We start from the raw sequence: 12,505 nt of genomic DNA, 5'->3' as shown, positions 1-12,505 counted from the left end.
AACAAAAAGAGGTATGTCAATCAATTGCAATATATTCATTCTGAGATTCTTAAACAAGAAAGCTCAATTCGGCGTTTTTTCTTCGCCTCAAAATCCATCAAAGGACTTTACTTATGGGAAGATATGGAGGTTTGGTAAAACTTATCTAATTAACCCTTTTTACCATTGTCTGTCTATCAATAAATAAAATGAGAATCCATTTTCATCAGTTCATGAATGGAATTCACAATGATTTAATGCACTTATAAAGTCGCAAAAATCCATTGGATCTCATTGCTAGCAAACTGACACAGGAAGTAAAAGTACTTTGTTTCGATGAGTTTTTCGTGGATAACATTTCCGACGCCATGCTTTTGGGCGCTTTATTAAAAGCCTTGTTTGTTCAGAAAATTTATTTCATCGCAAACTCAAATATTCCTCCGGATGATATTTACAAAAAAGGATTACAACGTGAGAAATTTCTTTCGGCAATTAGCCTGATTAAAAGCATACCGAAATTTTTCATTTAAGCTCTTCGCAATATTATCGATTACTAGAGTACCGGCTGGAATTTATCACTCCTCTGAATTAAGAAGTGGAACTAAATATGGAAAAAGTTTTTCAATATTTCGCAAAAAATAAGAAAGAATTTGATATGCCTATCGAATTGTTCAACCGGCTTATTCCCATTCAGAAACAAGCAGGAGAAACGGCATGGTTTAATTTCCTCGATTTATCTGGAATACCGCGATCCACAAAAGATTTTTTAGCTCTTTTACAAAAATATAAAACAATTTTAGTCAGTAACGTCACAATTATACGTGCGGATCAAAAAAATTTAATAACATCATTTATTAATAACATCATTTATTAAATTAGTGGACGTTTTTTTATTATGTAAAAATTCGTCTGATTATTTCAGCACAAGCAAATATTAAATCCCTTTATCCGGAAGGGCCACTTCGATTTGAATTCGCTCGGACTCAGTCCCAGCTAATAGAAATGCAGTCTAGGGATTACTTACGGAGGGTCGACTACGATAAGAAGAAGTAAAGTATAAAATTAGATAACTCGATATTCCTGCGATGAGGGAACCAGTAATAATACCTAATCGTACCATTGCAGAATAATGCTGTCCAACAGAGCCAAATGCGAGAGTTCCAATAAATAAACTCATAGTAAAACCTATACCTGCTACCAAACTTATTCCATAGAGGGAACGCCAATTCCCACCATGTGGCATGTGAGCCCAACCTGCTTTGATACCCAGCCAAGAGGCCGACCAAATTCCAATTTGTTTCCCTAGAAATAAGCCTAGAGCAATTCCCCATGTAACTGGGCTGAATAAATTGTCTAAACCCATCCCCGCAAAAGAAACACCTGCATTCGCAAAAGCAAATACCGGCAGCACTCCGAAAGCTACCCAGGAGTGTAATTTATGTTCCAAATTGCGCAATGGCGAAATTCGTGGATTTTTCTGATCGCGGATTGGAATTGCAAAAGCTAAACCAATACCAGCTAAGGTAGCGTGAACACCAGATTTTAAAACGCAAAACCACAAAGCAACTCCAATCAGAATATAAGCTGTGATCGTTGTCACACGTAATCGATTTAATAAAAACAATAATCCTAAAAGCAGACTCGCACTTAGCAAGAGAATCAAGGAAATATCATGCGTATAAAAAATTGCAATAATAAGAATTGCGCCAATATCATCAAAAATAGCCAAAGCTGTTAAAAATATCTTAAGGCCGATAGGTAATCGGTTTCCTAATAACGACAAAATTCCTAATGAAAACGCAATATCAGTGGCGGCAGGAATTGCCCATCCCCGTAGAGAGATAGGGTCGCTCCAATTAAAAGAAATATAGATTAAAGCTGGGACTACCATCCCCCCTAGTCCTGCTATTGCGGGTAGCGAAGCTTTAGCAAGACTGTTAAGCTCTCCTTCAAATATTTCTCGTTTAATTTCCAAACCCACTAATAAAAAGAAAATCGTCATTAATCCATCATTAATCCATAATAATAAGGGTTTAGTTAATTGCAACGGCCCTAATTGAATACTAAGAGGGGCATTAAACAAGGCCTCGTAATAAGTACGCCATGCTGTATTCTCAAGAATCAGCGCCAAAACGGCCGCGATAAAAAGAACAATACCACCACTAGATTCTAACTTAAGAAATTCACGCAGTGTTCCAACTTGCAATTACTTTCTCCAATAAAAAAACTCCACAACTTAACAGGAGTATTAAGTTACGGGGCTAAGGGTTAATGAGGTGATTCGAGGGGTTTTAATTCCAAATTTAACTGCGGTGAACTTCACCAGTTTCTACCGTCGATACGATCCATTTGCGACATCTGCCACTGCAAGCATTATAAATAGCAGAGTCAGAATCACACCACTGATAAATCCGTCCATAAATCCCCAAATCACCCCTACAATCGTTCCCCCAAAGGTAGGTGCAGAGGTAGCATAACCTAAATAAATCGATTCAATTACGGAAACCATCGGTCGACCCCAACCGGTCCACCAACTGACCCATCCGAAAATGAGTAATCCCAACGCTCGAACAATATTAACCGCAAAACCAAATGCGGATAGACCCAACCTGGCGCAATGGCGCAATAATGATGTGTCATATAGCCTCCTTTTCTTAATTATCCAGTATTATTGCCAAAGCAAAATTAGTATAACCCCATTTATTATGGGGTGCCAAGGATGGCCGAGTCGTCCCTGTCGATACGAGCAATGCACAGAATGCACTTGGAAATTCTGAATTTCTGGAAAACTTGCCTAGATGATTGCATTCTATTCTTAAACCCAGTAACATTGCGAATTCTGGAGGTAAATTAACGTATGCCAATGATAGAAGTGCCTGATAATAATGCTTTTGATATCGCTATGCGGCGCTTTAAACGAGCCTGTGAAAAAGCGGGTATCCTTACCAAATTACGTCAAATAGAATATTACGAAAAGCCTACAAGTAAACGTAAGCGAAAACGAGCTGCTGCTGTGAAGCGCTACGCAAAGAAAATTCAGAAAGAAAGGGAAGCACTAGAACGCGAGCGGACCCGCTATTAACTTATCATCAAGCAAAGAGACCCATGAAGTAATGACCCTCAAATCCCGCATTCAAGAAGATATGAAAACTGCTATGCGGGCACAAGAGAAGGACCCCTCTAAGTACCATTCGTTTCTTACTTTCAGTAATTAAGGCAACGTGAAATCGATAACCCCAAAGAACAAGATGGTAATGGGCTGGAAGAGAGCGACGCAATTAAAGTAATCGAAAAAATGGTCAAACAGCGTCGTGAGTCCATTAGCCAATATGTAAAGCGGTAATTAGCCTGATCTCGCTGAGAAAGAACAACACGAAATTGAAATATTAGATTGAAATATTAGAAAGTTAGCTCCCCCTGAAGCTATAAGCGAAACAGAAATTGATACGCTGGTTCAGCAAGCTATTGAAGAGACCCAGGCGAGCTCAATATTGAAAGATATGGGGAATAGGTAAATAGCATTACTGAAAGAAAAGCTAGGAGACCATCGCATCGACGATATGGGTGTGCGGTTAGCGTAAAAGTGAAAAGCCTCTTGAGTCAAGTCTAAATTTATTTAGATTTAAAAGATCACCTCCTCCACTCCATTAGTTAAGAAACGGCTGCGACAAATCCAAGCTGCGTGTAGAATAGAATTATGCGACGTATCCCACAATCTTTCATTCAAGATCTGTTATCTCGTATTGATATTGTGGAATTAATTCAATCGCGTGTAAATCTGAAAAAGAGAGGTCACAACTATTTAGGGCTCTGTCCTTTTCATAATGAGAAAACACCCTCATTTACTGTCAGCCCTGCGAAACAATTCTATTATTGCTTCGGGTGCGGGGCTAGTGGAAATGCTATCAATTTTTTAATGGCATTTGATCGTACCGAATTTGTTGAAACCATTACAGATTTATCTGCTCAACTTGGCCTAGAAATTCCCCTAGAAGCTCGACATTCTAACTCACCTGAACGAGAAGAGTATTATAGCCTTTTAGCAAAAATTGCTCGTTATTACCAACAACAATTGAAACGTTCACCAATCGCTATTAATTATTTAAAATCGCGCGGCCTCACAGGCGAGATCGCCAAACAATTTGCCCTTGGATATGCACCATCGAATTGGGAGAATTTAAAAGCATTTACCAAGAATTCTAAAATTAAAGCCCAACTAATTAGCAACGGATTGCTCATTAAAAAAGATCATCATCTCTTCGACCGTTTCCGTCATCGGATTATCTTCCCTATTCGCGACGTTCGGGGCCGTATTATCGCTTTTGGAGGGCGAGCCTTAGGTAACAAGCAACCTAAATACATGAATTCCCCCGAAACACCAATTTTTCATAAAGGCAACGAGTTATATGGGCTGTATGAAGCCTGCAAAAAGCAGGCTAATTTATCTTGCTTTCTAATTGTAGAAGGTTATATGGATGTTATTTCTCTTCATCAACATCAGATTCCTTACGCTGTGGCTACGATGGGCACGGCAACCAATGCTCAACATTTAAAAAAATTATTACGGTATGTCAATGAAATCGTCTACTGCTTTGACGGCGATAATGCGGGACGGCGAGCTGCATGGAGAGCGCTTACCGAAAGCTTGCCTTTAATGCGCGATGGTATTCATATTCGTTTCTTATTTTTACCTGAAGAAGAAGATCCCGATAGTTTAATTCGCAAAATCGGCAAAGATGCTTTCGAAGGAAAAATAAAAGCAGCATTTCCATTGAGTGAGGTGTTCTTTGAACATTTGCAAAGAGAAATTCCGCTTCATTCCATCGCTGATAAAGCCAATTTTTCTAAAAAGGTCTTAGAATATCTCAGTACCATGCCCAAAGGTCTCTTCTATCAGCTTCTCGTTGATGAACTTGCCAAGCGGCTAGCGATAGAAATTGATGAAATCCATTCGCTTATTGAAGACAATTCAGAAAAGGGGGGGCGTACTTCACCAAATCACTCCCCTTCACCTTCGCAAGTGCTTTCTCTAGCTTATCATGCGATATCTATTCTGGCACAAATACCTTCGTTAGTTACTCTAATTCCAAAGGATTTCCTTCCCATTAGTAAAATGCCCGATATGCAATTGCTTTTCAAAGTTGTCACGCTTTTAACCAAGCAGCAGATTAACTCAACGGCTGAGTTGCTGGCTCTATGGCCTGACTCTCAAGAACGCCAATTAATTGCCGATTTGGTGGGGCGCCACCTCCTCGAAGAAGCCCGTTTATCACCAGACGATTTAGCCATTGAACTCAAAGACGCCATTCAACGTCTTAAAGAACAAGCTGAAAAAGAAAACACATGGCAGCTCTTAAGAAGAAAGAACTTGACGAAACAGTCAACTGACCTTATATAAAGAAAACTATCCATCTCATCTGACCAAGCTTATACCTAGAAAATCATTCGGGGGTTTCAATTTGACGGATGAAGAATGGCATACTAATTAGTTACTTTAGAAAATAGGCTATATTTTAACCAAGAACTATAGGGTAGCGGAATATTTATGCCAACTCGTAAGAAAAAATCCAATACTTTAAAAGAAAATAAAAAAATAAGTGTAAAAAAAGTAAAGACCAATAAAACCAAGGCTAAAGCTCCAGTAAAACCCAAATCAAAACCTGCGGTTAAACACCCCATGGCAAAGAAATCTAAGCCATATAGAGGTGGGGAGGGGATAAAAAGAGCTCAGAAAATCCCTGTGTATAAAAAGATTGGAGAAGAAGCTCTTAAAAAAACAAGCCCTCCGCAGAAGGCTAAAGAAACAGCGGTTCCTGCATTCTCTGCCCCTGCTAAATTAGAAGAAAATATTATTGAAAGCCAACGGTTAGGTTTTAGTACCTTATTAGAAGAGGCTAAAAATAAGGGATACTTGGTTCATGAAGATCTCATTAACCTTCTCCCGAACGATTATGCCGACCCCACACAAATGGAAGGTATCATCGGTCGTCTCACTGAGATGGGGATTAAGGTATTCGAGATTCCCCCTGATGCGGATTCCTTGCTTTTGGAAGAAGACACCCAATCAGATGATGACGAAATTAAAGATGACGTAGCAGAAGTGTTAGCGACGGAAACGCGAACTACAGATCCTGTTCGTATGTATATGAGGGAGATGGGTAGCGTCGAATTATTAACACGTGAAGGTGAGATTGTCATTGCCAAGCGAATTGAAGAGGGGATTCGTCAAGTAATGGGAGCTGTGGTCCAATACCCGGAACTAATTGAATCCTTTATTAAAGAATATGAAACCACAGTAGCTACTGAGAGCCGATTAAGCGATTTACTTATCGGATTTTTTGACGAAGAAAGAGGGCTGCCTCCGGAAGCTGCTAAAGAAGTCGAAATAACTGAGGACCAAAAAGAGGAAGGCGGCGAAGAGGGCGCGGATGAATTTGGTGAAAGTGGCCCCGATCCAGTGATAACGCAAAAAAATATGGAGGAGCTTAAAGCTCTCTATGGTCGTTATTTAAATGCAATTAAACGCTACGGCAAGAAAACACCGGCTACTTTAAAACATCAAAGAAACTTAGCGGAATTCTTTTCTACCTTTAAACTCTCTATCCGCCAATTCAATCGACTCACAGGACGATTACTTCGTCTCTTAAAAGAGGCGCGTAGTCATGACCGGTTAATTATGGCTTATTGTGTGGTAAAAGCAAAAACACCGCGTAAAAAATTCATTGCATCCTTCCCTCACAATGAAACCAATATGAATTGGTTGGAGCAATATAAAAAAGAAAATAAGGAACAGGCAAAACGATTGGAACTTTATAGTAAAGAGATTTATCGCGCTCAACGAAATCTCATACAATTAGAAGAAAAAAGCAATTTAACTATTCAGGAAATTAAAGAAATTAATCGTCGAGTTGCTATTGGCGAAGCCAAATCACGCCGTGCCAAAAAGGAAATGATCGAAGCTAACTTACGTCTGGTAATTTCCATAGCAAAAAAATACACTAATCGCGGCTTACAATTTCTTGATCTCATCCAGGAAGGTAATATCGGTTTGATGAAAGCCGTGGATAAATTTGAATACCGCCGCGGCTATAAATTTTCAACCTATGCTACTTGGTGGATCCGTCAAGCAATTACTCGTTCTATTGCCGATCAGGCGCGCACTATTCGCATCCCTGTGCACATGATTGAAACCATCAATAAACTTAATCGAATTAGCCGGCAAATTTTACAAGAAACCGGTATGGAAGCTACCCCCGAAGAATTGGGGCGCCGCATGGATATGTCCGAAGAAAAAGTGAGAAAAGTACTGAAAATTGCTAAAGAACCCATTTCTATGGAAACACCAATTGGTGAAGATGAGGATTCTAATCTCGGAGACTTTATTGAAGATGTGAATATGGAATCGCCTATTGATTTTGCAACTTCAGCCGGTTTGGTAGAGGCAACCCGTGAAATTTTAGCCACCCTTACGCCCCGTGAAGCCAAGGTTTTACGGATGCGTTTTGGAATTGATATGAATACCGATCATACTCTGGAAGAAGTGGGTAAGCAGTTCGATGTAACACGGGAACGGATACGACAAATTGAAGCTAAAGCGTTACGTAAATTGCGTCATCCCAGTCGCGCCGAAAAATTACATAGTTTTCTTGAAACCGAAGAATAATAGCTCTGTACTCTTTTGGTGGATTGCCCTTAGAGGGCTTTGCCTTAGAGGACAATCCACCAATTCAACATCGAGTCCATAAGCCATAGCAGAGATAAAGAAGCAAGTTGTGAAACTAAAGAAAAATAACTACTGCCCCATAATAGAAATCGTAGAGGATCCCCCCATCAAAAAAACTTCCAATAAACCAAAAGAGAGCATAAATTCCATTGAAAATGCGGTAAACAAAAGCTCGTTTATTCGCGGACACCATTTTTGCCACGATGGCACACATTAAAGAATCCTGAGCCCCCATTCCAACACTCAATAGAATGACACCAAATATTGCCGCTCCAAAACGGCCTAAAAACACCAGCTGTAAAAAGAAAGCAGAACCTCCAATAATCAAAATCAATCATCACCTTAATTCCAAAACGGTCATACTAAATCCCTAAAAATAGTGCAATTATCCCATCGACTCCTATTGCGAGAGCATAAGCAAGAGGAATCCATACCCTGGACATCAACGAAATTTTTTAAAAATGAAAAGCAATTAAAGAAAAATCTGAAAAACCTGTGGCAATTAATCCCCTTCAGCAATTACATACAACCAAAAGAGAATGGTCAGTGCCAGAAGTGCAGAAGTGCTGGAAATAACAAGGCAGCAAAGCTTTCACGATAGCCAAATAACCCGATTTTAAAAACAATCTACCATATCAACGCCCCCACCCCACTACAGCTCCCACTTGATCTAAACGCTTCGTGGAGGCTAAAACCTAACCCTAAGGGTTTGTGATAGCCCGGCATAAGATAACATGGCATCTTTAGGCGCGGTGTATGTACTACTCACTTTACCCACTCGTTCTAAGATAATAAGTAACGCCGCTGTCTCCCAATTCCCGGCAAGTGCTAAAAACGGTATTGCTAAAAGATTAAGCACATATCCAAGAATCGTTATCATCCAATATCGAGCTGTTCGATCGAGCTACATACCCTGAGAGAAAACGAAGCCCATAACCTACCAATTCCCCAAAGCCTACCACAAAAAACCCTACTACACTGGCTTTAGCACCCAAAATAGCTAAATAAGGGCCGGTAATACTGCGAGCCCCTTCATAAAAGTCATGTCAGAAAATAAATTGACAAGCCCAATAATGATAATGAATTTAAAGGCTGTCTTTTTAGTAAATGAGAAGTAAGATGAAATATCCTTTTACTATCGAAATAGGTGGCTGCTTCCTGAATGAATGGGCCCACCAGGACTTGAACCTGGGACCTGTCGATTATGAGTCGATCGCTCTAACCAACTGAGCTATGGGCCCGTAAATTGCTCACCCCTTTCGGGAAAGTTATTTTTATCATCTTACCATCTCAGGAGGCAAGTAAGCACCTCGCCAAAGAAGAGTTTTCCCAGTTAAGTGCGAGATTTATGTGCTATCAGCCATTAAACTCCTCCTACCCTCTAGATGGAATCTTTCATTCTAAGTCAAAGACTTATAAGAGATAGTTCAGACTACCTTCTACCACATTTTGGCTCCCGTTCCCATCTGTCTACGCCAGAAAACGGTAATCGAGGCCTAAAGTGATGTGCCGGTTTACAGAAAAATACATCCCCGTGATTCCTTGATAGGCGAGTTCGTTGTGTTCTGGGGGCACAGTAACCTCAAGTTTAACCCTCCCACACAAATGAACCAACCCCGATACCTGCACCGAGAAAAGGAACCGAAGTACTATTGAGATGGAAATCATAGTAGACGTTTCCCATCAAAGTAGTTATCCGGCGTTTCACGCTGTTGTTACCCTCTAATGCATTTACATAATAAGTAGAGGGACCTTTCCAAACGGATATTTCCCATTCGGTAACCTAACTGAATTCCTCCTAATGGCCACCGTCGTGTCGAGGTCGCGGCTGCCCTCTTACTACACCCCCCAATCCGGCGAAACCCTACCCCCCTACCATATGCTCCTCCTATATAAGGCATAAAATCGAGCACAATAACGTTTCCCTCATTTAATACTATTGTCGGCATAAGCTGAATTTAATAAAAAAGCCAAACAGACTAGCGGAATAAACGACTTCATGTTATTTCTTCCTCTTTTTTAAAGTCCATAAGTGAGATTAATTAGATCAAATTCTTTGGTAAAATATCAGATAGAGAAGGGGTCTTTTATTATTTTGATATATACAAGGACGATATTATGAGTAAGCAATCTTCGAATGTATCCTTAATGGACCCTAGGGTTGGCCTAGGGTTGGCCTAGGAGGGTTGGCGCGAATGGATTTTGCCCTTCCCACGTTTAGCATCGATCAGATTAAAGCTAAAATCGATACGGGTGCAAGAACTTCAGCGCTCCACGCTTTTTCTTTAGATATCGTAACAGAGAATCCCAATCGACTTCGCTTTCAACTGCACCTTATTCAAAAAAAACGATCAAATCATAGTCGCTTTATGCTTAGCCACATCAGAATTATTTACGTACACATCCGTTAATATTCCCATTATCGATAGTAAAAAGCCAGGACCTGTTTCATTCGTTTGCGCAGGTATCCATGGAAACGAAATCCTAGGTGTATAAATAGTTCGACATTTATTGAAATTAAATAGCATTAAAAATTTATCGACGTTAATTGCCATTACCATTATGAATATGTATGGTTTTATTTATTAATGTCGTTATTTTCCCAACCGTCGCGATCTTAATCGCAATTTCTCAGATCTGCGAAAAGGATCATTAGCTTCTCGTTTGGCAAAATTATTTATTGATTGAATCGTCAGCCATTACACGCATGGTATTAATCTTCATTCTGCTTCTATCCATCGACGTAATCTACCTCAAATTCGAATAAATTTAGCTCAAGCGAGTAAAGAAAAATTAACGCGCACTTTTAGTGCCTCCGTAATTTTAAATTCAAATTTTCGTGATAAATCGCTCAGACAGGCAGCTAATGAAATGGATATTCCTGTTTTAGTATATGAAGGAGGAGAAGCTTTTCGATTTAATGAAGCACCCATCCGATTTGGCATACAAGGAATATTACGGGTCATGCACGAACTGGGGATACTGCCTGCGCCGCCTAAGCAAAAAATAACCCTTCCTCCTCTCCTCCTCTAATTGCACGCTCTAGCGTCTGGGCAAAAAATAGAAAAAGGGGATCTTTTAGGGACTATAGCGGATCTATTTGGGACTGAGGAAATTAATATTTTATCACCTCGAAGTGGAATTATTATTGGCTACACCACTATACCGCTGATTAATTAATGGAAGGCTTTGTTCAATATCGCTTGTTTCAAAAAAACGAAACTTCAAAAAGCATCCTCTGATCAATTACAACAGGGATTAACTGAAAATATTCTTTATGACTAATTTTATTAAAATCATCATGAGTATTCTATTGTTAATCTTTTTGGGTACCACTTTTGCTCAAGACAATTTTGATCTAGAAAAAGCCAATACCACCATACACGAAATTAATCTACTCGTTCCTCAAAATTTAGATACTCAAGAACTAGAACGAATATTAAGCACTCTAACCTATTTGCAAAATCAATCTAAAAACTGCGTAAAAGCTTCTACAGATGAGATCAAAAAATAGATCAACAGCTAATAGGAAATAGAAACATCTAATTCGAGTAATAACCTCCAACGACAATACTTTCAAGAAAAAAAAAGAAGCATTTGTAGCACACCAATCGAGTTGCCAATTAGTTATTATTCAGTCCAATGAAGCTCTTGGATCTTTCAGTTCTGCTGCGCAAGAATTAAAAAAACTAAGTTATTTAGATCTGAGCTGCATTTATTAGAACGGTTAAATCGTAGCCTCTGTAAGCTTCCAGAAATTGGTTCCCAATTTAATTGGGAAGTATTTTCTAAAAATAGTGGCTTTCAATCTTTGGATACTAGATACTATTAGATTAATTCTATTTATATTATTTTTGACTATTGCCATTCCTATAGGCCTATGGTTTCAAAAATAGGTAAAACAATTTGTTAAAGAAAGTAAACAAGGAATATTTGGAGAACACGCGACCCAAGCTTTTAGTAGCGTCTTATCAACACATGGCTTTTTTATTAGAATTTCTTATTGCAAGTCTCTATTTATTTATTTTAACATCCGTTTAAAATTCACGTCCTACATTATCAATTAGTTATGGACTTCTGGCCTATACCATCATTTTGATATTTATACAGGTTTTCTTTTATCCTCTTCCACCACCAATTTCTCCTTTGATTGAATTGCCCTCCGAATTGGATCGTTCATTCGCTCATCGTTTAATCGGGCTCTTTAGTTTATTTCGCTTATGTATTACTTTATCATCAAGTCCTTTACTCAGATGTTCTACAACTTCCTCGAACTCTTTATATAATGCTCTTGCGATTAATTTTATTTTAATCATTTGGCTGATCAACAAAATTCCTACACTTAATTAATCTACCCTTTGGCGTTATTTTTTAAGTATTTTATTTAGTTTAACATTTTTTATCACCATTGGCATAAAATTATTAGGTTATCATTACTTGGCTCTTTTTTTACTGAAAGGAATTTTTCTTACCTTTGTTTATTCAATTGCTGTTTGGTTCATTTATAAAATTCTAAGTGCTCTTGTCGATCTTTTAATTGACGAAAAATACCTTTCTCAAAAAGGTTTTAATTATTATATCAGCTTATCTCTAATAAAGGGCTACCCGAATTAATGGCTTTAAGTTTTGTTATTTTCGTTTTTGTGTGGGATTCCTATATTTTGCTACTACTTTTGACTTAGGGCCATCTCTTCCTACATTATCAGGACGTTAATAAACGGATTTGTTCACGGGGTCGAGACTACTAAATTTAATATTGTCCCACTTCGAATCATCATCGGCTTGCTGGTTTTACTTTCTTAA

At 38.8% G+C, this 12,505-nt stretch carries 14 protein-coding genes and 1 tRNA gene; 9 read left to right on the top strand and 6 right to left on the bottom strand.

All coding sequences use genetic code 11. The features are described 5' to 3' along the window. The first annotated feature begins 263 nt into the window (after positions 1-263). From zapE (CleRt_RS13025) to zapE (CleRt_RS13015), 3 genes are all read left to right on the top strand, one after another. Positions 264-509, top strand: coding sequence for an AFG1/ZapE family ATPase (gene zapE / locus CleRt_RS13025; protein ID WP_157870785.1), 246 nt, complete (start codon positions 264-266; stop codon positions 507-509). Positions 510-586: 77 nt separating this feature from the next. Next, positions 587-853, top strand: coding sequence for an AFG1/ZapE family ATPase (gene zapE, locus CleRt_RS13020; protein ID WP_162198808.1), 267 nt, complete (start codon positions 587-589; stop codon positions 851-853). 29 nt (positions 854-882) lie between these two features. Beyond that, positions 883-1,032, top strand: coding sequence for an AFG1/ZapE family ATPase (gene zapE / locus CleRt_RS13015; RefSeq protein WP_157870945.1), 150 nt, complete (start codon positions 883-885; stop codon positions 1,030-1,032). Here the strand turns inward: zapE (CleRt_RS13015) and nhaA are convergent. Both nhaA and CleRt_RS11300 read right to left on the bottom strand, forming a co-directional pair. Continuing rightward, positions 989-2,185: a Na+/H+ antiporter NhaA gene (gene nhaA / locus CleRt_RS01430; RefSeq protein WP_048874917.1), complete on the bottom strand. Its 1,197-nt coding sequence runs from the start codon at positions 2,183-2,185 to the stop codon at positions 989-991. The two genes, zapE (CleRt_RS13015) and nhaA, sit on opposite strands and share 44 nt — an antisense overlap. Before the next feature lie 123 nt (positions 2,186-2,308). Continuing rightward, positions 2,309-2,488, bottom strand: coding sequence for a hypothetical protein (locus tag CleRt_RS11300; protein ID WP_235379132.1), 180 nt, complete (start codon positions 2,486-2,488; stop codon positions 2,309-2,311). 348 nt (positions 2,489-2,836) lie between these two features. Here CleRt_RS11300 and rpsU point away from each other — a divergent pair, with 348 nt between their 5' ends. The 4 genes from rpsU (at position 2,837) to rpoD (ending at position 7,642) form a co-directional block, all read left to right on the top strand. Then, the gene (rpsU, locus tag CleRt_RS01420; protein WP_048874916.1) at positions 2,837-3,061 is read left to right on the top strand and encodes a 30S ribosomal protein S21; all 225 of its coding nucleotides are present in this window, start codon (positions 2,837-2,839) and stop codon (positions 3,059-3,061) included. Positions 3,062-3,205: 144 nt separating this feature from the next. Then, positions 3,206-3,322, top strand: a complete 117-nt coding sequence (locus CleRt_RS13010) for a GatB/YqeY domain-containing protein (RefSeq protein ID WP_082160495.1) — start codon at positions 3,206-3,208, stop codon at positions 3,320-3,322. Positions 3,323-3,676: 354 nt separating this feature from the next. After that, the gene (dnaG, locus tag CleRt_RS01415; protein WP_157870783.1) at positions 3,677-5,377 is read left to right on the top strand and encodes a DNA primase; all 1,701 of its coding nucleotides are present in this window, start codon (positions 3,677-3,679) and stop codon (positions 5,375-5,377) included. A gap of 147 nt (positions 5,378-5,524) precedes the next feature. Then, the gene (gene rpoD, locus CleRt_RS01410; protein WP_048874914.1) at positions 5,525-7,642 is read left to right on the top strand and encodes an RNA polymerase sigma factor RpoD; all 2,118 of its coding nucleotides are present in this window, start codon (positions 5,525-5,527) and stop codon (positions 7,640-7,642) included. A 115-nt stretch (positions 7,643-7,757) separates the two neighbouring features. Here rpoD and CleRt_RS10665 read toward each other — a convergent pair whose 3' ends face one another. From CleRt_RS10665 to CleRt_RS09780, 3 genes are all read right to left on the bottom strand, one after another. Further along, entirely contained in the window at positions 7,758-8,036 is a 279-nt protein-coding gene (locus tag CleRt_RS10665) for an MFS transporter (protein ID WP_048874913.1), read from the bottom strand. Positions 8,037-8,869: 833 nt separating this feature from the next. Continuing rightward, positions 8,870-8,943, bottom strand: a tRNA-Ile gene (locus CleRt_RS01395). A gap of 229 nt (positions 8,944-9,172) precedes the next feature. Next, entirely contained in the window at positions 9,173-9,370 is a 198-nt protein-coding gene (locus tag CleRt_RS09780; RefSeq protein ID WP_157870782.1) for a hypothetical protein, read from the bottom strand. 527 nt (positions 9,371-9,897) lie between these two features. Here CleRt_RS09780 and CleRt_RS01390 point away from each other — a divergent pair. Beyond that, positions 9,898-10,113: a putative ATP-dependent zinc protease gene (locus tag CleRt_RS01390; protein ID WP_048874911.1), complete on the top strand. Its 216-nt coding sequence runs from the start codon at positions 9,898-9,900 to the stop codon at positions 10,111-10,113. Between the two features lie 363 nt (positions 10,114-10,476). Here the strand turns inward: CleRt_RS01390 and CleRt_RS14545 are convergent, their stop codons facing one another. Beyond that, positions 10,477-10,668 carry a hypothetical protein gene (locus tag CleRt_RS14545; protein WP_048874910.1) on the bottom strand — a complete coding sequence of 64 codons (192 nt, stop codon included), beginning with the start codon at positions 10,666-10,668 and terminating at the stop codon, positions 10,477-10,479. Between the two features lie 311 nt (positions 10,669-10,979). On the opposite strand from CleRt_RS14545, the gene CleRt_RS11290 reads away from it, so the two are divergent. After that, entirely contained in the window at positions 10,980-11,216 is a 237-nt protein-coding gene (locus CleRt_RS11290) for a hypothetical protein (protein ID WP_235379131.1), read from the top strand. Positions 11,217-12,505 lie beyond the last annotated feature (1,289 nt).

This window comes from Candidatus Coxiella mudrowiae (genome assembly GCA_001077715.1).
In the GTDB taxonomy this organism is placed as follows: Bacteria; Pseudomonadota; Gammaproteobacteria; order Coxiellales; family Coxiellaceae; genus Coxiella; species Coxiella mudrowiae.
The sequence above is the reverse complement of the archived record's forward strand: the minus strand, read 5'-3'. Positions and strand labels throughout refer to the sequence as shown.

Coding starts and splice junctions, on each gene's coding strand:
- zapE (WP_162198808.1), top strand. CDS start 587: ATGGAAAAAGTTTTTCAATATTTCGCAAAAAATAAGAAAGAATTTGAT.
- CleRt_RS09780 (WP_157870782.1), bottom strand. CDS start 9,370: ATGATTTCCATCTCAATAGTACTTCGGTTCCTTTTCTCGGTGCAGGTA.
- dnaG (WP_157870783.1), top strand. CDS start 3,677: ATGCGACGTATCCCACAATCTTTCATTCAAGATCTGTTATCTCGTATT.
- rpsU (WP_048874916.1), top strand. CDS start 2,837: ATGCCAATGATAGAAGTGCCTGATAATAATGCTTTTGATATCGCTATG.
- rpoD (WP_048874914.1), top strand. CDS start 5,525: ATGCCAACTCGTAAGAAAAAATCCAATACTTTAAAAGAAAATAAAAAA.
- CleRt_RS11300 (WP_235379132.1), bottom strand. CDS start 2,488: ATGGTTTCCGTAATTGAATCGATTTATTTAGGTTATGCTACCTCTGCA.
- CleRt_RS11290 (WP_235379131.1), top strand. CDS start 10,980: ATGACTAATTTTATTAAAATCATCATGAGTATTCTATTGTTAATCTTT.
- CleRt_RS14545 (WP_048874910.1), bottom strand. CDS start 10,668: ATGACCCGTAATATTCCTTGTATGCCAAATCGGATGGGTGCTTCATTA.
- CleRt_RS01390 (WP_048874911.1), top strand. CDS start 9,898: ATGGATTTTGCCCTTCCCACGTTTAGCATCGATCAGATTAAAGCTAAA.